This is a genomic window from Microbacterium gilvum, assembly GCF_039543865.1.
In the GTDB taxonomy this organism is placed as follows: Bacteria; Actinomycetota; Actinomycetes; order Actinomycetales; family Microbacteriaceae; genus Microbacterium; species Microbacterium gilvum.
In genome coordinates, this window is sequence record NZ_BAABKO010000005.1 from 237,795 (window position 1) to 262,233 (window position 24,439).

20 protein-coding genes are annotated in these 24,439 nt (G+C 73.8%); 10 read left to right on the forward strand and 10 right to left on the reverse strand.

Annotation, left to right across the window (positions count from 1 at the left end; genetic code table 11):
* Complete coding sequence (locus ABD998_RS14205; RefSeq protein WP_345440379.1) at positions 1-1,689, reverse strand: amidase; 1,689 nt, start codon at positions 1,687-1,689, stop codon at positions 1-3.
* Positions 1,686-2,732 carry an agmatine deiminase family protein gene (locus ABD998_RS14210; protein ID WP_345440382.1) on the reverse strand — a complete coding sequence of 349 codons (1,047 nt, stop codon included), beginning with the start codon at positions 2,730-2,732 and terminating at the stop codon, positions 1,686-1,688. The genes ABD998_RS14205 and ABD998_RS14210 overlap by 4 nt, the downstream gene beginning before the upstream one ends.
* A 64-nt stretch (positions 2,733-2,796) precedes the next feature.
* Between ABD998_RS14210 and ABD998_RS14215 the strand changes: the two genes are divergently transcribed.
* A complete protein-coding gene (locus ABD998_RS14215) occupies positions 2,797-3,411 on the forward strand; it encodes a TetR/AcrR family transcriptional regulator (RefSeq protein ID WP_345440385.1) in 615 nt (204 codons plus the stop codon).
* 45 nt (positions 3,412-3,456) lie between these two features.
* Here ABD998_RS14215 and ABD998_RS14220 read toward each other — a convergent pair whose 3' ends face one another.
* Together ABD998_RS14220 and ABD998_RS14225 are read right to left on the reverse strand one after the other, a co-directional pair.
* Positions 3,457-5,046: an amidohydrolase gene (locus tag ABD998_RS14220; RefSeq protein WP_345440388.1), complete on the reverse strand. Its 1,590-nt coding sequence runs from the start codon at positions 5,044-5,046 to the stop codon at positions 3,457-3,459.
* Complete coding sequence (locus ABD998_RS14225) at positions 5,043-6,311, reverse strand: MFS transporter (protein WP_345440390.1); 1,269 nt, start codon at positions 6,309-6,311, stop codon at positions 5,043-5,045. Before ABD998_RS14225 ends, ABD998_RS14220 begins: the two co-directional genes overlap by 4 nt.
* Positions 6,312-6,507: 196 nt before the next feature.
* On the opposite strand from ABD998_RS14225, the gene ABD998_RS14230 reads away from it, so the two are divergent.
* The 3 genes from ABD998_RS14230 to ABD998_RS14240 all read left to right on the forward strand — a co-directional run bounded on the left by ABD998_RS14230 (position 6,508) and on the right by ABD998_RS14240 (position 12,384).
* On the forward strand, positions 6,508-7,110 hold the full coding sequence (locus ABD998_RS14230; RefSeq protein WP_345440393.1) for a TetR/AcrR family transcriptional regulator C-terminal domain-containing protein: 603 nt from the start codon (positions 6,508-6,510) through the stop codon (positions 7,108-7,110).
* Positions 7,111-7,192: 82 nt separating this feature from the next.
* A complete protein-coding gene (locus ABD998_RS14235) occupies positions 7,193-11,077 on the forward strand; it encodes a Pls/PosA family non-ribosomal peptide synthetase (protein WP_345440396.1) in 3,885 nt (1,294 codons plus the stop codon).
* On the forward strand, positions 11,074-12,384 hold the full coding sequence (locus ABD998_RS14240) for a M1 family metallopeptidase (RefSeq protein ID WP_345440399.1): 1,311 nt from the start codon (positions 11,074-11,076) through the stop codon (positions 12,382-12,384). Before ABD998_RS14235 ends, ABD998_RS14240 begins: the two co-directional genes overlap by 4 nt.
* 19 nt (positions 12,385-12,403) lie before the next feature.
* On the opposite strand, the gene ABD998_RS14245 is transcribed toward ABD998_RS14240, so the two are convergent.
* The gene (locus tag ABD998_RS14245) at positions 12,404-12,910 is read right to left on the reverse strand and encodes a 4'-phosphopantetheinyl transferase family protein (RefSeq protein WP_345440402.1); all 507 of its coding nucleotides are present in this window, start codon (positions 12,908-12,910) and stop codon (positions 12,404-12,406) included.
* A 35-nt stretch (positions 12,911-12,945) separates the two neighbouring features.
* Here ABD998_RS14245 and ABD998_RS14250 point away from each other — a divergent pair, with 35 nt between their 5' ends.
* The 3 genes from ABD998_RS14250 to ABD998_RS14260 all read left to right on the forward strand — a co-directional run bounded on the left by ABD998_RS14250 (position 12,946) and on the right by ABD998_RS14260 (position 15,854).
* Positions 12,946-14,283: a M20/M25/M40 family metallo-hydrolase gene (locus tag ABD998_RS14250; protein WP_345440405.1), complete on the forward strand. Its 1,338-nt coding sequence runs from the start codon at positions 12,946-12,948 to the stop codon at positions 14,281-14,283.
* Between the two features lie 49 nt (positions 14,284-14,332).
* A complete protein-coding gene (locus ABD998_RS14255; protein WP_345440408.1) occupies positions 14,333-14,932 on the forward strand; it encodes a GNAT family N-acetyltransferase in 600 nt (199 codons plus the stop codon).
* 127 nt (positions 14,933-15,059) lie between these two features.
* Entirely contained in the window at positions 15,060-15,854 is a 795-nt protein-coding gene (locus ABD998_RS14260; RefSeq protein ID WP_345440411.1) for a sulfite exporter TauE/SafE family protein, read from the forward strand.
* A 3-nt stretch (positions 15,855-15,857) separates the two neighbouring features.
* On the opposite strand, the gene ABD998_RS14265 is transcribed toward ABD998_RS14260, so the two are convergent.
* A complete protein-coding gene (locus tag ABD998_RS14265; RefSeq protein ID WP_345440414.1) occupies positions 15,858-16,349 on the reverse strand; it encodes an FBP domain-containing protein in 492 nt (163 codons plus the stop codon).
* A gap of 290 nt (positions 16,350-16,639) precedes the next feature.
* On the opposite strand from ABD998_RS14265, the gene ABD998_RS14270 reads away from it, so the two are divergent.
* Genes ABD998_RS14270 through ABD998_RS14280 form a run of 3 tightly spaced genes read left to right on the forward strand, consistent with a single transcriptional unit; the run spans position 16,640 to position 18,629 of the window.
* Entirely contained in the window at positions 16,640-17,095 is a 456-nt protein-coding gene (locus ABD998_RS14270) for an FAS1-like dehydratase domain-containing protein (RefSeq protein ID WP_345440417.1), read from the forward strand.
* The gene (locus tag ABD998_RS14275; protein ID WP_345440420.1) at positions 17,092-17,496 is read left to right on the forward strand and encodes a MaoC/PaaZ C-terminal domain-containing protein; all 405 of its coding nucleotides are present in this window, start codon (positions 17,092-17,094) and stop codon (positions 17,494-17,496) included. The genes ABD998_RS14270 and ABD998_RS14275 overlap by 4 nt, the downstream gene beginning before the upstream one ends.
* Positions 17,493-18,629, forward strand: a complete 1,137-nt coding sequence (locus ABD998_RS14280; RefSeq protein WP_345440423.1) for a UDP-N-acetylmuramate dehydrogenase — start codon at positions 17,493-17,495, stop codon at positions 18,627-18,629. Before ABD998_RS14275 ends, ABD998_RS14280 begins: the two co-directional genes overlap by 4 nt.
* Positions 18,630-18,650: 21 nt before the next feature.
* Here ABD998_RS14280 and ABD998_RS14285 read toward each other — a convergent pair whose 3' ends face one another.
* The 4 genes from ABD998_RS14285 to aceA all read right to left on the reverse strand — a co-directional run bounded on the left by ABD998_RS14285 (position 18,651) and on the right by aceA (position 24,372).
* The gene (locus ABD998_RS14285; RefSeq protein WP_345440426.1) at positions 18,651-19,868 is read right to left on the reverse strand and encodes a pyridoxal phosphate-dependent aminotransferase; all 1,218 of its coding nucleotides are present in this window, start codon (positions 19,866-19,868) and stop codon (positions 18,651-18,653) included.
* A gap of 61 nt (positions 19,869-19,929) precedes the next feature.
* Positions 19,930-21,306 carry a pyridoxal phosphate-dependent decarboxylase family protein gene (locus ABD998_RS14290; RefSeq protein ID WP_345440431.1) on the reverse strand — a complete coding sequence of 459 codons (1,377 nt, stop codon included), beginning with the start codon at positions 21,304-21,306 and terminating at the stop codon, positions 19,930-19,932.
* Between the two features lie 74 nt (positions 21,307-21,380).
* Complete coding sequence (gene aceB / locus ABD998_RS14295; protein WP_345440434.1) at positions 21,381-23,042, reverse strand: malate synthase A; 1,662 nt, start codon at positions 23,040-23,042, stop codon at positions 21,381-21,383.
* Positions 23,043-23,070: 28 nt separating this feature from the next.
* Complete coding sequence (aceA, locus tag ABD998_RS14300) at positions 23,071-24,372, reverse strand: isocitrate lyase (RefSeq protein ID WP_345440437.1); 1,302 nt, start codon at positions 24,370-24,372, stop codon at positions 23,071-23,073.
* Positions 24,373-24,439 lie beyond the last annotated feature (67 nt).

Consider the following 24,439-nt stretch of genomic DNA (forward strand, 5'->3'; position numbering starts at 1 on the left):
CTACAGCGCCGGCGTCCGGGGCGGAGGCGTGCGCCGCGCCCCCGTCGCCTCGAACGCGCGGGCGAGGCCGAGGAGCAGGGTGTCGTCGTAGGCGCGACCGGCGAACGTGAGGCCGACGGGCATCCCGGTGTCGGCCATCGTCCCCATGGGCACCGTCACGGTCGGGACGCCGAGATGGCGGATGGCGAGGTTGCCGTTCGCGACCCAGACCCCGTTGCGCCACCCGAGGTCGGCGGATGCGGGGTCCACGTCCATGTCGGCGGGTGCGACATCGGCCATCGCGGGGAAGACGACGGCGTCGAGGGCGAGGTCGTCCATCCACGCCTCCAGGTCGATGCGGCGCGTCTCCTCGAGCCCGCGGACGCCGTCCGCGAGCGAGGGGATGTCGGTGAACGCCGCCACGGGGTGCTCCCGCACGTGCGCGGGGTAGGCTGCGATGTCGTCGTCGAACCCCGTGTACCGGTCGGGGAGCGCCCCGTCGGGATGCGGGAAGATGCGCGCCCCGTCGACGCCGTCGAGCGAGGGGATGGCCGGGTCGCCGTTGGCGCGCAGGAAGTCGTCCCACGCCCAGGCCGAGAGATCGACGATCTCGCGTCGCAGGTACTCGGGCGAGACGAGCCCGCGCGTCGCGATCGTCGGCGCGCCAGGGCGGTCGCCCTCGTAGTTGGTCACGAGCGGGAAGTCGACCTCGACGACCGTCGCGCCCGCGGCCTCGAGGTCGGCGCGGGCCGCCTGCCAGAGGGCGATGACCGAGGCGCGTGTCTCGATACGCGTGCCGGTCGGCCCGCCGATCCCGACTCCGGCCGGCACGTCGGGCTCGCCGCCCACGTACATGCGCGGGATGCCCAGGGTGCGGCCGGCGAGGTCTCCCTCGATCGCGAGGTACGAGGGGGGACGGACGGCCGATGCCGCGGGGATCCCGACCCATGGCTGGGCGCGCCAGAAGTCGCCGCGCACGTCCGGATCGTCGGCGACGACGACGTCGAGCACCGCGAGGAGGTCGGCGACCGTGCGGGTGTGCGGCACGACGACGTCCATGGTCGGGACCAGCGGCCAGTTGCCGCGCACCGAGATGACGCCGCGCGACGGCGTGTACGCGACGAGCGCGTTGCACGACGCGGGGGCGCGGCCGCTCGACCAGGTCTCCTCGCCGAGCCCGAAGGCGGCGAAGCTCGCGGCCGTCGCCGTGCCCGAGCCGTTGGACGACCCCGAGCCGAAGGCGCTCGTGAGGTATGCCGCGTTGTAGGGGCTCTCCGCCCGGCCGTAGAGGCCGCGCTGCATGCCGCCGTTCGCCATCGGCGGCATGTTCGTGAGGCCGAGGCAGATGGCGCCGCCGTCGCGGAGGCGCTCGATCGTGAAGGCGTCGCGCTGTGCGGCGAGGTCGCCGAAGGCGGGGCTGCCGGCGGCCGCGGTGAGACCCCGTACGAGGTAGCTGTCCTTCGCCGTGTACGGGATGCCGTCGAGCGGCCCGCGCGTCTCGCCCGCGGCCCGCCGTGCGTCGGATGCCCGGGCCTCGGCGAGCGCCTCGGGATTGCGCACGACGACCGCGTTCAGAGCGGTCTGCGTCCCCGGCGCGTCGAAGGCGTCGATGCGCGCGAGGTACGCCTCGACGAGCTCGACGGCCGTGGCGCGGCCGTCGGCGAGGGCGGTCTGCAGGTCGGCGATCGACGCCTCGTGCACGGAGATCACGGTGCCACCGCCGGCTGCTGCTGCGTGATGCAGTGGATGCCGCCGCCGCGTGCGAAGATCTCGCGCGCGTCGACCGTGACGACCCGGCGGCCAGGGTACACGCGCTCGAGCACCTCGCGGGCTCGGCCATCCGCCTCCGGCTCGCCGAAGCCGCACGCGACGACGCCGTCGTTGACGACGAGGTGGTTGACGTAGCTCCAGTCGACGAAGCCGCCGTCGTCGCCCGAGCCGTCGCGCAGCGTCGCGGGCGCCGGCAGGTCGACGATCTCGAAGGAACGGCCCGCGGCATCCGTCTGGGTCTCGAGGTGCGCGCGCAGTGCGCGCGTGACGGCGTTGTCGGGATGGGCGGGGTCGCGCTGGTCGTGCAGCAGCAGCACGCCGGGCGAGGGGAGCGCCGCGACGATGTCGACGTGGCCGTTCGTGCCGAACTCGTCGTAGTCGCGCGTGAGGCCGCGGGGCAGCCAGACGACCTTCTCGGCGCCGAGGGTGCGCGCGAACTCGGCCTCGACGCGGGCGCGGTCGGCGTAGGGGTTCCGGCGCGGGTCGAGCTGCACGGTCTCGGTCGCGAGCACGGTGCCCTCGCCGTCGACTTGGATGCCGCCGCCCTCGTTGACGAGCACGGAGCTGACGAGCTCAGCGCCCGCGGCGGCGCCGACGAGGCGGCCGTGCTCGGCCGAGAGCCGCCACTGCGCCCACGCGGGGGCGCCCCATCCGTTGAAGATCCAGTCGACGGCGCCCAGCACGCCGGGTCGCTCGTCGTCGACGACGAAGGTGGGGCCGGAGTCGCGCATCCAGAACTCGTCGACAGGGGCCTCGAGGATGTCGATGTGCGCACCGAGCATGCGGCGCGCACGGGCGGCCTCGCCCGGATCGACGACCATCGTGACGGGCTCGAACTCTGCCACGGCGTGGGCGACGGCCGTCCACGCGGCGTAGCCCGCCTCACGCTCGGACGCTTCGTCTCCGAGCGTGATCCCCTCACGGGGGAAGGCCATCCAGGTGCGCTCGTGTCGAGCCGTCTCCGCAGGCATCCGCCAGGTCATCGTCGCTCCTCCGCTCTTATTGATCAGGCGATCAATAAGTCGATTGTGACGTTAGGGTGGGGCCATGTCAAGAGATCGGCCGCGCACGAGGGCGCCTCGGCGGTCGCCCGACGAGCGCCGCGCGCAGATCGCCGACGTCGCGCGCGCGATCGCCGTCGCCGACGGGCTCTCGGCCGTCACCCTGCGTGCCGTCGCGAAGCGCGCAGGGGTGGCGCCCGCGCTCGTCGCGCACTACGAGCCGGCCATGGATGTGCTCGTCGCGCGCGTGTTCGCGGGCATCGTGGCGGACGAGCTCGAGGAGGTCGCCGGCCTCGCCGCGGGCCTCGCTCCCCGCGCCGCGCTCGAGGCGATCATCGCGACCCTGCTCGGCGGAGCGCGGGCCGACGTCACGGCGGTGTGGGTCGAGGCGTGGGCGCTCGGCCGCCGCAGCGAGGCGCTCGCCGCGGAGGTGCGCGCCCAGATGGACGCCTGGGCCGCCCTCCTGCGCGGCGTCATCGAGGCGGGCGTCGCGACGGGCGACTTCTCCGTCGACGACGCGGGCGCCGCCGCCTGGCAGCTGCTCGGCATGATCGACGGCCTGGGCGCCCAGGCACTCGTGCGCTGGGGCGGCGCGGGCGAGCGCTCCGAGCTGCTGCTCCGCGCCGCCGAGGGGATGCTCGGGGTGCGGCGCGGGGGATAGGTCCTGATGGCGACGACTCGCGGCAACAGCAGGAGGACTGCCCCGTCACCCCTCGTACACGGTCCGCCCCCCGATGACCGTCCGCACGACGCGTGCGCGGAGAAGCGCGTCAGGTCCCTCGGCGAACGGGTCGACGTCGAGCACGGCGAAGTCGGCGGCGTGGCCCGCGGCGATCCGCCCTCGCCACGCGCCGTCGCCCGTCGACGCCGCGGCGTCGCGCGTCGCGTGCGCGATCGCGCGCTCGAGGGGCAGGGCGAGGTGCGGATGGACGGCCGCGCTCGCCGGGTCGAGGGCCGATGCCCGCGTGGCGGCGACGTACATGTTCGCGAGCGCCTCGTGGGGTGCCGTGGGGGCATCCGTCGAGAACGCGAGCAGGGCGCCGGCATCCTCGAACTCGGGCCACGCGAACGCCCGGTCGACGCGCTCGTCGCCCAGCTGCGCCGCCCAGTTCGCGAAGATCGCGGGGTCGGCGTGCACGGGCTGCATCGACGCCGTGACCCCGAGCCGCGCCATCCGCTCGGCCGTGCCGGGAGCCGCGTACTCGAGGTGCTCGATGCGGTGGCGCCGCGGCCGGTCGCCGTTCACGGCGGCGGCGTGCTCGATCGCGTCGAGCGCGAGGGTGCTCGCGGCGTCGCCGATGGCGTGCAGGGCGATCTGCAGGCCCGCGGCGTCGGCCGCCGCGACGACGGGCAGCAGGTGCTCGGCCGGCCAGATCGGCGCGGCGTTCGCGCCGTCGGCGTACGGATGGCACATGGCCGCCGTGCACGCGTCGATCGTGCCGTCGAGCACGAGCTTGATGCCGACGACGCGCACGCCGGCGTGCTCGACCCGGGCGAGCTCGACGGCGTGGGCGACCTGCGCGAGGTTCCCGGCGTCGTCGCCCGTGTTCGCCACGAACCAGTGCGCCGCGATGCGCAACGGCTGCGCGCCGCGCGCCGACGCCCGTCCGAGCGCGGAGAGGCCGTGCTCGTCGAACGCCATGTCGACGGCTCCGACGACTCCCGAGGCGAGGTACGCCGCGACGACGCGGTCCACGGCGGCGTCGCGCTGGGCATCCGTCGTCGTGGCGTCGCGGTGCGCCCATGCGTACTGCACGGCCGCCGTCTCGTAGAGCATGCCCGTCGCCTCGCCGTCGGCGTCGCGCTCGATGCGGCCGCCGATGGGGTCGGGCGTGTCGCGCGTGATGCCGAGCTCGGCCAGGGCCGCCGTGTTCACCCAGCACGAGTGGTAGTCGTTCGCGTCGAGGTAGACGGGGATGTCGGCGACGGCGGCGTCGATCATGGCCGCCGTGGGCGCGCCCCCCGGGATGCTGTCGAACAGCCAGCCCCGGCCGCGCAGCACGCCGTCGGCCGCCGGGCGTGCGGCGCGCAACCGCGCCTGGATCTCGTCGAGCGAGCGCGCGTCCGTGAGCCCCACCTGGCCGAGCGCGTCGCCCATCATGAGCAGATGCGTGTGCGCGTCGGTGAAGCCGGGGAGCACGACGCGGCCCGCGAGGTCGACCGTCTCGTCGGCGGGCGGTGCATCGGCTGCCGAGCCCACGTACGCGAAGCGCGCGTCCTCGACCACGACGGCCTCGGCCCATCCGGGCTCGTCGGCCGTGAGGACGCGGGCGTTGCGGTACAGGACGCGGGTCATGCGGACTCCTTCTCGGGGGTGGCGTGCCCAGGGGCGACGGCGGACGACGTCGTGCGGGCGGAGCGCTCGAGGCGCGTGGAGAGGCGGGCGATGGCAGCGGCGGGGACGGCGAGCACGAAGCTCGCGACGCCGAGCGCCACGGCGAAGCCCTGGTAGCCGAGGGCGCCGACGAGAGCGGCGCCGATGACGGGTGTCAGGGCGGAGCCGACGAGGTAGACGGCGAGGAGCGGGCCCGACCAGCGGCCGTCCGCGTCGAGCGCGGCCGACGTCGACACGAAGTACATGAAGGCGATCGCGTACACGGTGTTCCAGGCGACGAACACGACGATGAAGGCGGTCGGGTCGGTCGTGAACCCCTCTGCGATCTTGAGCGCTCCGCCCGCGGCGAGCAGGATCGCGAGGGGCGCGGCGCGGCCGAGCCGGTCCCCGACGACCATGAGCAGGAGCGACCCGACGAGCCCGCCCGCGGTCGCGCCGCTCAGCGCGAGTCCGAGGCCCTCAGGCGAGAGGGAGGCCTGGTCGGCGCCCATGACGCCCGCCATGGCCCACAGGGAATCCTCGCTCGCCGCCCACAGTGCGAAGACGGCGAGCAGGCCGAAGCCCGCGAGCGTCACGCCGCGCGAGCGCGCGGGAGACGTGCGCAGTGCGCCGGTCGGCGGCACCTCGATGGGCATCGCCTCCGCGACGGCGGCGGCCGCCTGCGGCGCCACGACGGGTGCGGCGGGCAGCCAGGCGGAGATGAGGAGGCCGATCACGCTGAAGAGAGCGAGCGCGCCGAACACGTCGACGGGAGCGAGCCCCACGAGCGGGATGACCGCGAGCACGATCGTGATGACGCCGCGGTTCGCGAGCCCGTTGAACCCCGCGACGCGGTCGGGGTTGCGGAACGCCGCCAGCGCCGCGCCCGAGGCGGCGACCGCGCCGCCGGCGCCGACGCCTCCGACGAGGAGTCCCGGGAGGATGAGCGCGGGGACGAGGGCGGCGACCCCGAAGCCGGCCGCGCCGACCGCGAGGCCGAGGCGCGCGACGGCCCGCCTGCGCACGCCGGCGCACAGCGGTGCGATCGCGAGCCCCGTGACGGCGGTGAGGAGGAGGGCGGCCGTGACGAGCCAGCTCGCGGCGAGCACGTCGATCCCGAGGCCCGTCTGCGCGGCGGTGATCATGTACGGCGACAGGTTGACGCCGAGGTAGCCGGCGATGCCGATGGCGAAGGTGGCGGAGGCGGTGGGGAGGCGGAGGGGGACGCGGGTTCCGAGATCGGTCATGGAGGACTCCGGGAGGGCGGGGCACGACGGTGTGCGCGGACGGCGGGGTGGAGCTCGGGCGCCGGGGTGAGGCGCGGCGATCGAAAACGAACGGTATTCGTAAACGAACGGTGATCGTTATTATGCACAGGGGAGGGGTCGCGCGGAAGACCCCCCTGTTTCCGGGATGTTTCCGCCGTCAGATGAGCGAGGTCGCATGGCACGTCCGTCCCACCCGCTGCTGTCGCCCGAGATCATCGGCGACGCGGGCCTCGCGCTGTCGGCGGCCGGCGAGCCGTTCGGCGTCAACGCCATCGCCCGCCGCCTGGGGGTCCGCCCCTCGTCGCTCTACAACCACGTGGACGGCATGGACGGCATCCTCGAGCTCATGCGCGGACGGCTCGTCGAGGCCTACAGCGTCGCGCCGGACGGGAAGGCATGGGACGTCTTCGTGCGCGAGCTGCTGCGCACGCAGCGGCGCATGTACGCGGACCACCCCCAGCTCGTCCCCCTGCTCGTCGGGAAGACGATCACGAGCCCCGCCGTCATCGCGTCGTACGACGATCTCGCCACCGTGCTCGTCGACGGCGGCTTCGCCGACGACGAGGTGCTCTCGCTCATCGCCGTCATCGACGCCTTCGCGATCGGCTTCGGTCTCGACCTCGCGTCGCCGGACGACGTCTGGCAGCCCGACGGCGAGACGCGCACCCTCGGCCGGCTCCTCGACGGCGCGGAACGCGGCCGTGCGCGGTCGGACCGGATGTTCGAGCTCGGCGCCGACCTCCTCCTCGCGTCCCTGCGCGCACGCCTCGCGCGCTGACGCGCCCGGGAAGGGCGTTCACCCCTCGGTAACCTGGCCCCGAGACGATGGCATCGCTCGTGACGACGCCACACCCGGAGGCATGTTGACCGACATCGCGGCGGCGCAGAGCGCCGTGCTCGACCGCGGGGAGGCCGCGGCGCCCGAGCGCACCCTCATCGACATCCTGCACGCGACGGCGGCGGCCCATCCCGACGCCTCGGCGATCGAGGATGCGGACGGAGCCCTCAGCTACCGGGAGCTCGTCGACGCCGTCGCGCGCACGGCGGAGCGCCTCCATGCGGCGGGCGTGCGGCGCGGCGACCGCGTGGGCGTGCGGATGGCCTCGGGCACGGCAGAGCTCTACATCTCCATCCTCGGCGTGCTCGCGGCGGGCGCCGCGTACGTGCCCGTCGATGCCGACGACCCGCAGGAGCGCGCCGACCTCGTCTTCGGCGAGGCGCACGTGCGCGGCGTGCTCACGGGCGACGGCCGATTCGAGCAGGGCGAGCCGACCCGCGGAGCCGACGAGCTGCCGCCGACGACCGACGACGACGCGTGGATCATCTTCACCTCCGGCTCGACGGGAACGCCCAAGGGCGTCGCCGTGACGCACCGCTCGGCGGCGGCGTTCGTCGACGCCGAGGCGCGACTGTTCCTCCAGGACGAGCCGCTCGGGCCCGGCGACCGCGTGCTCGCCGGCCTCTCCGTCGCGTTCGATGCGTCATGCGAGGAGATGTGGCTCGCGTGGCGTCATGGCGCCTGCCTCGTGCCGGCGCCGCGATCGCTCGTCCGATCGGGCTCCGACCTCGGGCCGTGGCTCCTCGGCCACGGCATCACGGCCGTCTCGACCGTGCCGACCCTCGCGTCGCTGTGGCCCTCCGACACGATCGAGAACGTGCGCCTGCTCATCTTCGGCGGCGAGGCCTGCCCGCCCGAGCTCGTCGCCCGGCTCGCCGGCGAGGGCCGCGAGCTCTGGAACACCTACGGCCCGACCGAGGCGACCGTCGTCGCGTGTGCGGCGCTCATGAGCGAGGGCGAGCCCGTGCGCATCGGCCTGCCCCTCGAGGGATGGCGCCTCGCCGTCGTCGACGCGGACGGCCATCCGGTCGCGGCCGGCGAGCCGGGCGAGCTCATCATCGGCGGCGTCGGGCTCGCGCGCTACCTCGACCCCGAGAAGGACGCCGAGAAGTACGCCCCCATGCCGACCCTCGGATGGGATCGGGCCTACCGCTCGGGCGACATGGTGCGCTTCGAGCCGGAGGGCCTGCTGTTCCAGGGCCGCGTCGACGACCAGGTGAAGGTCGGCGGGCGCCGCATCGAGCTGGGCGAGGTGGAGGCGGCGCTGCACGACCTTCCCGGCGTGACGGCGGCCGCCGTCGCCGTGCGCAAGACGGCGGCGGGGGTGGCCATCCTCGTCGGGTACCTCGAGGCGTCCGCCGACTTCGACCGGTCCGAGGCGCGCACGCTCCTCGCCGACCGCCTCCCCGCGCCGCTCATCCCGACGCTCGCCGTCATCGACGAGCTGCCCATCCGCACATCGGGCAAGGTCGACAAGAACGCCCTCCCGTGGCCGCTCGCCGACGCGGGGGAGACCGCGGAGGGCCTCGACGCCGACGTCGCCTGGCTCGCCGCGCACTGGCAGGCGGTCCTCGGCATCCCGGTGACCGACGAGGACGCCGACTTCTTCGACCTGGGCGGTGGTTCGCTCGCCGCCGCGCAGCTCGTCACGCTGATCCGCGAGACGGCGCCGGAGTTCACGGTCGCCGACGTATACGGCCATCCGCGCCTCGCGGCGATGGCCGAGGCGGCGCTCGACACGGTCGACCCCGACGCGGCATCGGGGTACAGCACCCCCGCGCCCACGCCGCGCGCGACGCAGTGGGCGCAGACGCTGGTCGGCGTCCCGCTGTTCATCCTCACGGGAGCGCGCTGGCTCGTGTACGCGCTCACGGCGTCGACGCTGCTCTCGCTCGTGCCGGGGTTCGAGGCGCTGCCCGTCATCGACTGGTGGTGGACGCTCGCGGGGCTCGTCCTGCTCGCCACGCCGTTCGGCCGGATGGCCCTGGGCGCGCTGTTCGCGCGGGCGCTCCTCGCCGGCGTCAGGCCGGGCGACTACCGTCGCGGCGGCGCCGTGCACCTGCGGCTCTGGCTCGCGGAGAAGGTCACCGACCAGATCGACCCCGTCGGGCTCGCCGGCGCCCCGTGGGTGACGTACTACGCCCGCGCCCTCGGCGCGAAGATCGGCCGCGACGTCGACCTGCACACGATGCCGCCCGTCACGGGCATGCTCGAGGTCGGCTCGGGGGCCGCGATCGAGCCCGAGGTCGACCTGTCGGGCTACTGGATCGACGGCGAGACGGTGCGCATCGGCGGCATCCGCATCGGCGCCGGCGCGACGATCGGCGCGCGCTCGACGCTCGCCCCCGGCACGAAGGTCGGGCAGGGAGCGGAGGTGGGGCCGGGCTCGGCCGTCTTCGGCCGTGTGCGGGCGGGGCAGCACTGGGCGGGGTCGCCCGCCGTGCGCTCGGGCGCCGCCACGAGGGGATGGCCCGACGCGCGTCCGCCGGCACGGCGCCGCCACCTCGCGCTCTACGCCGCGTCGTCGCTGGGGCTCGCGCTGCTGCCCGTGGTCTCGTTCGCCGTGGGGGGCCTCGTGCTCGCCGCGGGGATGCGCGGCGCCGCGACGCTCGCCGACGCCGCGCTCGCCGCCTTCGCCCTCCTCGTGCCCGCTGTGCTCGCGACGGGGCTCTTCTTCGCGGGTGCGGTCGTCGTGCTCGTGCGGCTGCTGTCGATCGGCCTGCGCCAGGGCACGTACCCCGTCCGCAGCCGGACGGCATGGCAGGCGTGGACGATCGAGCGCCTGCTCGACTCGGCCCGCACCATCCTCTTCCCGATCTACTCGAGCCTCTTCACGCCCGTGTGGCTGCGGCTGCTCGGCGCGAAGGTGGGGCGCAACGTCGAGGCGTCGACGGTGCTCCTCCTCCCGTCGATGACGACGATCGACGACGGCGCGTTCCTCGCGGACGACACCATGGTGGCGTCCTACGAGCTGCGGGGCGGATGGCTGCGCATCGCGCCGGCGCGGATCGGCAAGCGCGCTTTCCTCGGCAACTCGGGGATGGCCGCCGCGGGCCACCGCGTGCCGAAGGACGGGCTCGTCGCGGTGCTGTCGGTCGCACCCGTCAAGGCCAAGGCGGGGTCGAGCTGGCTCGGGTCGCCGCCCGTGCGCCTGCGGCGCATCGTGGCCGACGTCGACGAGTCGCGCACGTTCCGGCCCCCCACCCGCCTGCGCGTCGCGCGGACGCTGTGGGAGCTCTGCCGGTTCGTCCCCGTCGTCGCGACGTGCGCGCTCGGGCTCGGCGTGCTGTTCGCGTTCCTCGCCCTCGTCTCGTGGATCGGCGTCCTCGCGACGCTCCTCGTCTCGGGAGCCGTCATGCTCCTCGCGGGCGCGGTCGCCGCGCTCGTCTCCACCGCCGCGAAGTGGGCCATCGTCGGACCCATCCGCGCGGGGGAGCAGCCGCTGTGGTCGAGCTTCGTGTGGCGCACGGAGGTGTCCGACACGTTCGTCGAGATGCTCGCGGCGCCGTGGTTCGCCGGCCCCGCGTCGGGGACGCCGGCGCTCGCCCTGTGGCTGCGCACCCTGGGAGCCCGCATCGGGCGCGGAGTGTGGTGCGAGAGCTACTGGCTGCCCGAGCCCGATCTCGTCGATCTGGGAGACGGATCGACCGTGAACCGGGGGTGCGTCGTGCAGACGCACCTGTTCCATGATCGGATCATGAGCATGGACACCGTCACCCTCGAAGCCGGCGCCACCCTCGGCCCCCACAGCGTGATCCTCCCTGCCGCGTCGATCGGAGCGCACGCGACCGTCGGACCCGCGTCGCTCGTCATGCGCGGCGAGGCCGTGCCCGTGGGCAGCCGGTGGAGCGGCAACCCGATCGGCCCGTGGCGGGCCGTCAAGGTGCGGTCGTACCAGGCGTCGTGACGTCGGAACGCATGAACCAGGCGCAGGGAGCCGACGACTACACGCCGCAGGCGGGCGATGTGCGCTACCGCGTGCGTCGCTACGACCTGGAGCTCGACTACCGCATCGCGACGAACCGGCTCGCGGGCACGGCGCAGATCGAGCTCGAGACGCTCGTCGCGACGGACGCCGTCGAGTTCGACCTGGTGGGCCTGCGCGTGGCGTCGGTGCGCGTGCGCGGCCGTCGCGGCGCGCGGCACCGGCACACTGACCGGCGTGTGCGGGTGGCGCTCGGCGAGGTCGTGCCGGCCGGCACGACCCTGCAGATCCGCATCGACTACGCCGGTGCGCCCAAGCCGCGGCGTTCGCGCTGGGGGCTCATCGGCTGGGAGGAGCTCGCCGACGGCGTCATCGTCGCGGGACAGCCCACGGGAGCCCCCACCTGGTTCCCGTGCAACGACCGGGTCGACGACAAGGCCCGCTACCGCATCGCGCTCGCATGCGACGAGAACTACCGCGTCGAGGCGACGGGCCGCCGCGTGCGCGCGACGACCCGCTCGGGGCGCACGACGCACGTCTTCGAGGAGGACGTGCCGACCTCGACCTATCTCGTGACGGCGCAGATCGGCCGGTACGCGTCGCGCGCGATCGGCGAGACGGCCGCCGGCGTGCCGGTGACCGTCGCCCATCCGCCCGAGCTGCGCGCGCGCGTCGACGCCGACACCGCGGTCGTGCCGCGCATCCTCGACACGTTCGAGCGCGCGTTCGGGCCGTACCCGATGTCGACGTGCCGGCTCGTCGTGACGGCCGATGAACTCGAGATCCCGCTCGAGGCGCAGGGGATGGCCGTCTTCGGCGCCAACCACATGGACGGCCGCGGCGGCTCGGAGCGCCTCGTCGCGCACGAGCTCGCGCACCAGTGGTTCGGCAACAGCGTGGGGGTCGAGCGGTGGCGCGACATCTGGCTCAACGAGGGCTTCGCCTGCTACGCGGAGTGGATCTGGTCGGAGGAGCGGGGCGGGCCCTCCGCCGAGGCCATGGCGCGTTCGCATCACGCGCGCCTGCGCTTCCTCCGGAAGGACCTCGTCCTCGCCGACCCTGGCCCCGACGACATGTTCGACGACCGCGTCTACAAGCGGGGCGCGCTCGCGCTGCACGCCCTGCGCACGACGATCGGCGACGACGACTTCTTCGGGCTGCTGCGCGAGTGGAGCGGCGCGCATCGCCATGGCACCGCGACGACCGCTGACTTCGAGGCCGTCGCAGGGGAGTCGCTGCGCCCCTGGCTGCACGAGACCGCGCTGCCGCCCCTGCCCACCCGTCGCTGACCGCTGTCGCGGTACGGACTCAGTTCGCCGCCACGGCGACGGCCGCGGCGTGCGGGCCGTCGAGCGCGAGGTCGTGCACGACGTAGGCACGCCCGTCGAGGGTGGCGCGCCATCCGCCCTCGCCGCGCGCGAAGACCACGGCATCGGGGTCGACGCGCAGCCCGCGGCCGTCGGCCTTCAGCACGGCCTCGACGCGCGTCCAGTGCTGCAGCGGGTCCTCGCCGGGCGGGACGGCCACGGCCGGCGAGAGCCGCAGCGGCCGGTCCTCGACATCGACGCCCACAGCGCGGTCTGCCACGGCGGCGAGGGAGCCGCCCGAGGCGTGCGAGACGCTGGCGAAGCGCCCGTCCGCCAGCAGCGGCGCGCCGTGGCGGCGCCCGCAGTCGGGGCAGACGGCCGCCGTGACGGTGACGTCGCCGACGAGCGCGCGCAGCGCCTCACGCCCGCGCGCGAAACGGTCAGCGCGCGATCGCTCCCACCACACGGCCGCGTGGAAAGCGGCGCAGGGGGCGGCGAGGATCGGCACGCCGTCACGCTACCGTGCCCGCTAGCGTGGGCGTCATGACCGATGCCACGACGCGACCGGGAGTCGCCGGACGACTGTCGCGCATGATCCGGATCGAGACCGTGTCGGCCGCGTGGGCCGAGCGCGGCCACGGCGCGTTCCACGCCTTCCGGGCGCTGCTCGACGAGCTCTATCCGCGCATCGCGGAGAACCTCGAGGCCGAGCAGGTCGGCGAGCTCGGGCTGCTCTACCGCTGGCGCGGCACGGGCTCCCGCGACCCCATCGTGCTCATGGCGCACCTCGATGTCGTCCCGGCGGACGAAGGACACGGGTGGTCGCACCCTCCCTTCGAGGGACGGATCGCGGACGGCATCGTGCACGGGCGCGGAGCGCTCGACGACAAGGGGCCCCTCATCGTCATCCTCGAGGCCGTCGAGAACCTCCTCGCGGCGGGGTTCGCACCCTCGCGCGACGTCTACCTCTCCTTCGGCGGCGACGAGGAGACCGACGGCACGGCCGCGCAGGCGATCGTCGCGGTCCTGGGGGAACGAGGCGTCCGCCCCGCGTTCGCGATCGACGAGGGCGGCGCGGTCGTCGATCGCCCGCTGCCGTTCCTCGCGGGTGAGGCCGCCATGGTGGGGCTCGGCGAGAAGGGCATCATGATGGCGCGTCTGCAGACGACGTCGCCGGGAGGGCACGCCTCGGCGCCGCCCCGCACGACCGCGACGACGCGGATGGCGCGCGCCCTCTCGCGGCTGGAGCCGAACCCGTTCCCCGCTCGCCTGCCCGCCTCCATCCGGGACATGCTCGCGGCCTTCGTCCCGCGGGCGACCGGCCCGTCGCGGCTGCTGCTGCGGGTTCTGACCGGTGCGCCCTGGCTCACGGCGCGCGTGTTCGCGCGTCTCGGCGGGGAGCCGGCCGCCCTCGTGCACACCACGGTCGCCGCGACCGTCCTGGAGGGCGGGACGGCCATGAACGTGCTCGCCCCGCGCGTCGAGGCGACCCTCAACCTGCGCATCGCTCCGGGGGAGACGGTCGCGACGACGACCGCGCGCCTGCGCCGTGCCATCCGCGACCCCGAGGTCGGGATCGAGGTGCTGTCGGGCTCCGACCCGTCGCCGGAGTCGTCGGTCGACGGCGAGGGCTTCCGCGCGATCGAGCGGGCGGTGGGCGTCGCGTATCCGGGCGCCGTGACGGCGCCGTACCTCATGATGCAGGCGACCGACTCGCGGTTCCTGCACCGGCACGTCGCCGACGTCTACCGCTTCGCACCGCTGCGGATGTCGGCGGCGCAGCGCGCGAGCATCCACGGTCTCGACGAGCACGTCTCGGTCGAGAGCCTGGAACGGGGCGAGGTCTTCTACCGCGCGCTCCTGGAGGACGTCGCGGGGTGAGTCGCGGCCCTCGCGCCGCGACCGCGCGCGGGCGTATCGTTGCAGGATCGTGCCCGAGATCATCCGCCCCTACCGTCCCGACGACCGTGAGGACCTCGGCGACGTGTGCGTGCGGACGGCGGCGGCGGGCGCCGACGCGACCGGGATGCTCACCGACGACGCCCTGTGGCCGGCGCTCTTCCTGTACCCGTACGTCGACCGCCATCCCGATCTCGCCTTCACTGTCGAGCGAGACGGCCGGCCGGCCGGCTACATCGTGTGCGCTCCCGACACGGCCGAGTTCGAGACGTGGTTCCGAGACGAGTGGTGGCCAGCCCACACCGAGCGCTGGCCGCACGCGGGCGACGCGTTCGGTCGCGAGGCCGACCTCGTCCGCTACGCGTACGGCCGCGGCCCCGCCGCGACCGCGTACGCGGCGCGCCATCCCGCCCACCTCCACATCGACCTCCTGCCCGAGGTGCAGGGGCGCGGATGGGGCAGGCGCCTCGTCGACGCCCTCGTCGCCGAGCTGCGCACGCGCGGCGTCCCCGGCGTCCACCTCGCCGCCGACCCCGCGAACACGGGCGCCGTCGCGTTCTACGAGCGGCTCGGGTTCGACCGCGTCGCGGAGGAGACGGCGTCCGCCGTGTTCGTCCGCGCCATCGCCTGAGCGCCTCGCGCCGCCCCTGCGGGAGCGGTGCGTCGTCTGCCGGAAACACGGTCGGGATAGTGTGAAGCGGTAGGTGCACGACGAGCAGGAGGCGGCTGATGACGGAACTCGCGATGGGCGCGGACGCGTGACGGACGAACGGCGACGCGGGGGGAAGGCGATCGCCTCGTTCCTCGTCATCGGCGCGTTCGCCGGCTTCCTGTCCGGCCTCTTCGGCGTCGGCGGCGGCACCGTGATCGTGCCGCTCCTCGTCCTCCTCGTCGGCTTCACGCAGCGCTTCGGCACGGGCACCTCGTCCGCCGCGATCATCCCCACGGCCGTCGTCGGCGTGATCTCCTACGCGATCAACGGCGACGTCGACTGGATCGCCGCGCTCCTCATCGCGGCGGGCGCCGTCGTCGGCGCGCAGATCGGCGTCCGGCTGCTCCACGTGCTCTCGGAGCCGGTGCTCCGCTGGATCTTCGTCGGCTTCCTCGCGGTTGTCGTCGTGAGCCTGTTCCTCATCGTCCCCTCGCGCGACGCGACGGTCGAGATCGACGTGCTCATGGGGGCCCTGCTCGTCGTCCTCGGGCTCGTCACGGGCGTCATGTCGGGCCTCATCGGCGTCGGCGGCGGCATCGTCGTGGTCCCCGTGCTCATGCTGCTGTTCGGGATGAGCGACCTCGTCGCCAAGGGCACGTCGCTGCTCATGATGATCCCGACGTCGCTGTCCGGCACGATCGCGAACTTCCGGAAGCAGAACGTCGACTTCGTGGCCGCCGGGTGCGTGGGCGGCGCCGCCTGCGTGACGGCGCCGCTCGGCACGTGGGTCGCGAACCTCGTCGACCCGCAGGTCGGCAACATCCTGTTCGCCGTGTTCCTCGTCGTCATCGCGGCCCAGATGGCGCAGAAGGCGATCAAGGCCGGACGCAAGACCGCCTGACGGTCACACGTCGACGCCGAGCTCGCCGACGAAGGCGCGTACGTGCGCGCGCAGCCGCTCGATGCGCGCCTCGCGTGCGGCCTCGCGGTCGTAGCCCTCGTAGGCGAGCGGCGGGAGCTTCCGCACGTTCTGCGAGCACGCGAAGTCGGCGCACACGAGCGTGCCGATGACGTCGCCCTTGCGGCCAGCGGCCCCGGCCTTGCGCGCCGCGAAGAACTGGACGTCGTGCGCGAGCGTGATGTCGTCGCACCACGCGCACTGGCTGCGCGCCGAGAGCCGCTGGTCGGCCTGACGCAGCAGCACGCCGACGGGCCGGCCGTCGAGGTCGGCGACGACGTAGGCCCGCTTCGGGAGCCGGGGATCGGCCCATCCGAGGAAGTCGCGGCGGGAGAAGTCGATCTCGGCGAAGCCGGCGGGCAGCGCGAGGTCGGAGGCCTCCTTGCGGGAGGCGTTGGCGAACGAGGCGCGGATGTCGCGCTCGGTGAACGGGGTCATGACGGTGTCCTTGGGTGACGGGCGCCGGCGGTCGCGAGACGACGCGGCGCGGCGATGATGGCGCCGGATCCGGCGCAGGAGAGGCGGCGCCGGGACGGCGCACGGTGGCACGGAGGGCGCGCCGTCGCCCCGTCGGGGCGGGCGCGCTCGCTCAGGCTCTGTCGCCGGCGCAGACCGCGCCGACGACCCCCTCACGCCCGCTGCACGGGCTCATCGCGGAAGACACGCCCGGCAGTCTACGCCCGTCGCGCGGTCGGACGGCCGTCAGGGGCGATCGTTAGGATGGCCGGGTGCCTGTGAACCCCGAACTGGTCGGACGCGAGTTCCCGCCGACCCCCTCGTACCTCGTGGGGCGGGAGAAGGTGCGCGAGTTCGCGCGCGCCGTCTTCGCCGACGCCCCGCAGCACACCGACCCCGAGGCGGCGCGCGCGCTGGGCTATGCCGACGTCGTCGCCCCGCCGACGTTCGCGATGGTCGTCCAGGACCACACGCTGCAGCAGCTGCTCGCCGAGCCCGACAGCGGTATCGCGCTGGAGCGGACGATCCACGCGGAGCAGCGGTTCCGCTACTCGCGTCCGATCGTCGCGGGAGACGAGCTGACGGCGCGGCTCACGGTCACGGGCGTCCGCACGGTGGGATCCAACGCCATGATCACGAGCGACGCCGAGATCGTCGATGCCGGCGGCGCGCACGTCGTGACCGCGACGAGCGTGCTGCTCGTCGGCGGAGAGGAGAGCGCGGCATGACCGGGATCGCCGTCGGAGACGTCGTCGCCGAGCGCACCGTCCACCTCACGCGCGAGTCGCTCGTGCGGTACGCGGGGGCATCCGGGGACTTCAACCCGATCCACTACCGCGACGACGTCGCGCAGTCGGTGGGCCTCCCGGGCGTCCTCGCGCACGGCATGCTGACGATGGGCCTGTCGGTCGGCACGATCGCCGAGTGGCTCGGCGACACCGGACGCATCCTCGAGTACGGCGTGCGCTTCACGCGCCCCGTCGTGGTCGACCCCGAGTCGGGCGCCGACGTGTCGGTCGTCGCGAAGGTCGGCCAGCTCGACGACGAGACGGCCCGCATCGACCTCACCGTGACGTCGGCCGACACGACCGTGCTCGGCAAGGCGCAGGTGCGCGTCCGGCGCGCATGACCGAGGTCGCGCCCATCCCGTTCTCGCAGCTCACGACGCTGCGCGTCGGCGCCGCACCCGAGCGGATGGTCGACGCGCGCACGCCCGACCAGCTCGTCGACGCGCTGCGCGAGGTCTGGGCGGACGACGAGGAGTGGATGGTCCTCGGCGGCGGGTCGAACCTGCTCGTCGGCGACGAGCCGTTCCCCGGCACGGTCGTCCGCATCCTCACGAGCGGGTTCCAGGTCGTCGGCGGCGCGCCCGCCGGACGTGTGCGGCTGCGCGTGGAGGCGGGTCAGAACTGGGACGAGCTCGTCGCCTGGACGGTCGCGCACGGGCTCGCGGGCATCGAGGCGATGTCGGGGATCCCCGGCACGGCGGGTGCCGCGCCCATCCAGAACGTCGGGGCGTACGGCCAGGAGATCGTGCAGACGCTCGTCGAGGTCGACCTCATCGACCGGCACACGGGAGAGGTGTCGACCGTGCCGGCCTCCGGCCTCGGCCTCGGGCCCCGCACGTCGGTTCTGAAGCGGCACGGCGGCGGAGCACCCGAGCGCGACGCCGTCATCCTGTCGCTCACGCTCGAGCTCGCGCACGTCGGAACGGACGACCGCCCGCTGCGCGATGCGCGGCTGCGCGCCGCGCTCGGCGTGCGGGAGGATCGACCGGTGTCGCTGCCGTGGATCCGCGAGCACGTCCTCGCGATCCGCAGGTCGAAGGGCATGGTCCTCGACGCCCCGGACGCCGACACCCACAGCGCGGGATCGTTCTTCCAGAACCCGATCCTGCCGGAGGCGGTGGCGCAGGGGCTCCCCGACGACTGCCCGCGCTGGCCCGTCGAGCCCGACCTCGACCCGGTCGTCGTCATCCCGCTCGACGAGTACACGGGCGCGCTGCCGACCGCGCCGCCCGCGCGATCCGACGTGAAGGTGCCCGCCGCATGGCTCATCGAGCACGCCGGCATCGAGAAGGGCTTCCGCCTGCCGCGCTCGCGGGCGGGCGTGTCGACCAAGCACGCGCTCGCCCTGACCAACCGCGGCGGCGCGACGGGCGGCGAGGTCGCCGAGCTCGCACGCTTCATCCGCAGCCGCGTGGCCGCCGAGTTCGGCATCGTCCTCCAGCCCGAGCCGGTGACGGTCGGCGTCGAGCTCTAGCCGTCCGGGAGACCCGACGCGTCAGCCGAACAGGCGCTGGAGGCGCTGGATGCCCTCGACGAGCTGGTCGTCGCCGAGCGCGTACGACAGACGCAGGTAGCCGCTCGGGCCGAAGGCCTCTCCCGGGACGACGGCGACCTCGGCCTCGTCGAGGATGAGGTCGGCGAGCTCGAGCGAGGTCTCGATGCGGCGGCCCCTCCACTCGCGGCCGAGCAGGCCGCGCACGTCGGGGTACGCGTAGAACGCACCGAGCGGGTTCGGCACCTCGACGCCGTCGATCTTCGACAGCTCGTCGACGATGAGACGGCGACGGCGGTCGAACGCGACGCGGAACTGCTCCGCCTCGGTCTGCGGACCCGTGAGCGCGGCCACCGCGGCGCGCTGCGCGACGTTGTTGACGTTGCTCGTGAGGTGCGACTGCAGGTTGCCGACGAGCGCGACGGCGTCGGAGGGGCCCACGAGCCAGCCCACGCGCCATCCCGTCATGGCATAGGTCTTCGCGACGCCGTTGAGCAGCAGGGTCTGCTTCGCGAGCTCGGGCACGGCCTCGACGATCGACACCGCCCGCACGCCCTCGTAGACGAGGTTCTGGTAGATCTCGTCGGTGACGACCCAGATGCCGTGCTCGAGCGCCCACTGGCCGATCGCCGCGGTCTCCTCCGGCGTGTACACCGATCCCGTCGGGTTCGACGGCGACACGAACACGAGCACCGTGGTCTTGTCGGTGCGCGCGGCCTCGAGCTGGGCGACGGTGACCTTGTACTCCTGGTCGGCGCCCGCGAATACCTCGACGGGGACGCCGTCGGCGAGTGCGATGGCCTCGGGGTAGGTGGTCCAGTACGGGGCGGGGAGGAGCACCTCGTCGCCCGGGTTCACGACCGCCTGGAAGGCCTGGTAGACGGCCTGCTTGCCGCCGTTCGTGACGACGACCTGCGACGGTGCGACCTCGAGGCCCGAGTCGCGCAGCGTCTTCGCCGCGATCGCCTCTCGCAGGACGGGGAGGCCGGCGGCCGGCGTGTAGCGGTAGCTCGCCGGGTCCTTCAGCGCCTCGGCGGCCGCGTCGACGATGAACTGCGGCGTCGCGAAGTCGGGTTCGCCGGCGGCGTACGAGATGACGGGCCTGCCTTCGGCCTTCAGCGCCTTGGCCTTCGCGTCGACCTTGAGGGTCGCGGATTCGGCGATGGCGCTGAGCTTGCGCGAGAGGGCGGGCGTGCGGGAGAGCGGTGCGCGGTCGGTCACGGCACCCAGCGTAGCCGTGCCCGCATTCCGCTGCGCGTACCCGCGTCACGCCCCGTCGTCCTCACATCATGGTGTCGAGGATGGCCTCGAGCTGCGCGCGGGTCGTGCGGGGGTTGAGGATGGCGAAGCGCACGTTGGGTCGACCGGCGTGCGAGCTCGGCACGACGAACGCGCGCTGCGCGTCGAGCAGTCGGTCCGACCACACGGCGTAGTCGGCCTTCGACCAGCCGTCGCGCTCGAACACGACGACGCCGAGCTGCGGTTCGCGCACGAGCGAGAACCCGTCGCGGGCGCGGATGCCGTCGGCGATGTCGCGGGCGAGCGCGATGGACGCGCCGATCGCGTCGCGGTACGCGGCGGCGCCGTAGCTCGCGAGCGAGAACCAGAACGGCAGGCCCCGCGCCCGGCGCGTGAGGTGCGCGGCGTAGTCCGACGGGCTCCAGTCGGCGGTCTCCGTGAGGGTGTCGAGGTACTCGGCGTGCTGCGTGTGGGCGCGCCGGCCCGTCTCCGGGTCGCGGTAGACGAGGGCGCAGGCGTCGAACGGCGCGAACAGCCACTTGTGGGGGTCGACGACGAGGGAGTCGGCGTGCTCGACGCCCGCGAAGCGGTCGCGCGCGAGCGGCGAGAGCATGGCGGCGAGCCCGTACGCTCCGTCGACGTGGAGCCAGAAGCCGTGCTCCTCCTTGAGCGCGGCGATCGAGGCGATGTCGTCGACGATCCCGAAGTTCGTCGAGCCGGCCGTGGCGACGACGGCGAAGACGGCGTCGCCGTGCGCGGCGAGCGCGTCGGCCACGGCGTCGCCGCTCAGCACGCCGTCCTCGCCGGGGACGACGCCCACGACGTCGACGTCCATGACGCGCGCGGCGGATCCGATCGAGGAGTGCGCCTCCGCGCTGCACACGACGATCCAGCGTGCCGGCGCCGGCGCGCCCGACTCGGCGAGCCGGGCGCGGGCGGCCTCGCGCGCCGCGACGAGGGCGGAGAGGTTCCCGAGCGTGCCGCCCTGCACGAACACGCCGCCCGCCCCGCGCGGCAGTCCGAACTCGGCGGCGAGCCACGCGATCACCTCGTTCTCCGCGTGCACGGCGCCGGACCCCTCGAGCCACGATCCGCCGTAGAGCGCGCTGGCCGAGACGACGAGGTCGAACGCGGTCGCCGCCTTCGTGGGTGCCGTGGGGATGAACGACAGGTACTGCGGATGGTCGGTCGTGATGCATGCGGGGGCGAGCACGTGCTCGAAGACGGCGAGCGCCCGCTCGCCGCCGATGCCCTCCTCGCGGATGGTCGTGCCCGCGAGGCGACGGAGCTCGGCAGCGGACGCCGGCTTGTCGAGCGGGACGTCGGGGTCGAGCATCCGACGGCGGGAGTAGTCGAGCACGAGGTCGATGAGCCGCTCGTTCTCGGGGGTGACGTCGTGCATGCGCGCGGGGGCAGCCATGCTCCGAATGTAGGACAGCCGCCTCGCGACGCGCGAGACCCCGGACGGGCGGCCGTCCGGGGTCCTGCGGCCGCTCAGCGCGCCTCGACCTCGACGAGGTGGTCGGCGTACGCCTTCACGGTGAGGAACGCGCGGAACGTCTCGCTCAGCGCGACGTCGCGGAACACCCCTGCGGCGTCGTCGAATCGGTCGCCGGGGGAGCGCGGCACCTCGGCGAGCACGCGGTCGACGAGAGCCGAGACGTGGTCGCGGGTGATCGGGGTGCCCTCCTCGGTCGCCTGCTCCTGACGGATCCACTGCCAGATCTGCGAGCGCGAGATCTCGGCCGTGGCGGCGTCCTCCATGAGGCCGTCGATCGCGACGGCACCCTGCCCGCGCAGCCACGCCTCGATGTAGCGGATGGCCACGGAGACGTTCCCGTGCACGCCGGCGTCGGTGATGGGGCGGCCGATGAACAGGTCGAGGAGGTGCCGCTCGTAGACGCGCACGTCGTCGCGTGTGCGATCGAGCTGGTTCGGGCGGGCGCCGAGCACGGCGTCGAACTCGGCCTGCGCGGTCGGGATGAGGTCGGGGTGCGCGACCCACGTGCCGTCGAACCCGGCCCCCGCCTCGCGGCGCTTGTCTGCCGCGACCTTCTCGAGCGCCCTGGCGTTCGCCGCCGCGTCGCGCCGGTTCGGGATCGAGGCGCTCATGCCGCCGATCGCGTAGGCGCCGCGACGGTGGCACGTCTGCACGAGCAGCTCGGTGTACGACCTCATGAACCCGACCGTCATGGTGACCTCGTCGCGGTCGGGCAGCACGAAGCGCGAGCCGCGGCCGCGGTAGGTCTTGATGATCGAGAAGATGTAGTCCCAGCGGCCGGCGTTGAGGCCCGCGCAGTGGTCTCGGAGCTCGTACAGGATCTCCTCCATCTCGAACGCCGCGGGCAGCGTCTCGATGAGCACGGTCGCGCGGATGGTGCCGTGCGCCAGGTCGAGGTACTCCTCCGTGAACGAGAACACCTGGTCCCACAGCCGCGCCTCCTCGGAGGACTCGAGCTTCGGGAGGTAGAAGTAGGGGCCGGCGCCGCGCGCGACGAGCTCGCGCGCGTTGTGGAACGCGTACAGCCCGAAGTCGACGAGCGAGCCGGAGGCCGGAAGCGTGCGCCCGTGCCGGTCGGCGAACCGCAGATGGTGCTCTTCCAGGTGCCATCCGCGCGGCCGCATGACGATGGTCGGCGTGCGCTCCGCCGTCACCTCGTAGCGTCGTCCCTCGGGGCTCGTGAACGAGAGCTCGCCGCGGATGGCGTCGCGCAGCGACAGCTGCCCGCCCACGACATTGCGCCACGTGGGGCTCGTCGCGTCCTCCTGGTCGGCGAGCCAGACGCGCGCGCCGGAGTTCAGCGCGTTGATGGTCATGCGGGGGTCCGTCGGTCCGGTGATCTCGACGCGGCGGTCCTCGAGCCCGGGGCCGGGGCCTGCGACGCGCCACGTGCGGTCGGCGCGGATGCGGGCGGTGTCCTCGAGGAACCGGGGATCGCGCCCGTTGCCGATCTCGTAGCCGCGCCGCATGCGGTCGGCGAGGCGGTCGTAGCGCGGGCCGGCGAACAGATCGTGCAGCTGTGCGAGGAAGGCGAGGGCCTCGGGCGTGAGGATCTCCTCGAAGCGGTCGTGCAGGGCGCCGGCGATCTCGATCGCGGGCGCCCTGCGCGCGGGTTCGATGCGGACACGGGCGGTGGCGGGGGCGGCGATGGTCATGATTCCTCCTCGGATGGTAGCGGCGTGCTCAGTGGAACTGCTCGGACTCGGTGGAGCCCGCGAGGGCGAGGGTGGCGCTCTCGGGGTTGAGGGCGGAGGACACGTGGTCGAAGTAGCCCGTTCCGACCTCGCGCTGGTGGCGTGTGGCGGTGTACCCGTCGGCTTCGGCGGCGAACTCCGCGTCCTGCAGCGCCACGTAGGCGCTCATCGCGCTGCGCGCGTAGCCGCGAGCGAGCTGGTACATGGAGTGGTTGAGGGCGTGGAAGCCGGCGAGGGTGATAAACTGGAAGCGGTACCCGAGGGCGGCGAGCTCGTCCTGGAACGACGCGATCTGCGCATCGTCGAGGGCGCGGTGCCAGTTGAAGCTCGGCGAGCAGTTGTAAGCGAGCATCTTGCCCGGGTGCTCCGCGTGGATCGCGGCGGCGAACTCGCGCGCGAGCTCGATGTAGGGTGTGCCCGTCTCGACCCACAGCAGGTCGGCGTAGGGGGCGTAGGCGAGGCCGCGGGAGATGACCGGGTCGATGCCGCCCCGCACCCGGTAGAAGCCCTCGCTCGTGCGCTCGCCCGTCGTGAACGCGCGGTCGCGCTCGTCGACGTCGCTCGTCAGGAGGTCGGCGGCGAGGGCGTCGGTGCGGGCGATCTGGATGGTCGGGACGCCCGCGACGTCGGCGGCGAGCCGCGCGGCGTTGAGGGTGCGGATGTGCTGCTGCGTGGGGACGAGCACCTTTCCGCCCAGGTGCCCGCACTTCTTCTCGCTCGCGAGCTGGTCCTCCCAGTGGATGCCGGCGGCGCCCGCCTGGATCATCGACTGCGCGAGCTCGTAGGCGTTCAGTGGACCGCCGAAGCCCGCCTCGGCGTCGGCGACGATGGGCGCGAGCCACTCGCGTGTGACGGCCCCCTCGGCGTGCTCGAGCTGGTCCTGGCGGAGGAGGGCGTTGTTGATGCGGCGTACGACGGCGGGGACGGAGTTCGCGGGGTAGAGCGACTGGTCGGGGTACGTCTGCCCCGACAGGTTGGCGTCGGCGGCCACCTGCCAGCCGGAGAGGTAGATGGCGGGGAGGCCCGCCCGCACCTGCTGCACGGCCTGGTTGCCCGTGAGGGCGCCGAGCGCTCGGACGTACGTGTCGGAGCGCAGCCGCTCCCACAGCGTCTCCGCGCCGCGGCGTGCGAGCGTCGGCTCCTCGCGGACGGTGCCGCGGAGGCGGACGACGTCCTCCGCGGTGTAGTCGCGGCGGATGCCGGTCCAGCGCGGGTCGGCGCTCCACTCCAGGCGGAGGTCGTCTGCGGTCTGCGTCTGGTCGCCCGGACGGGCGGCGGAGGGGGTGCTCATCATCGTGCTCCTCGTCGTCGGCGGCTGCGGTGCCGCGGGGTGGTGCTCCCACGATGCTCGACCGCCG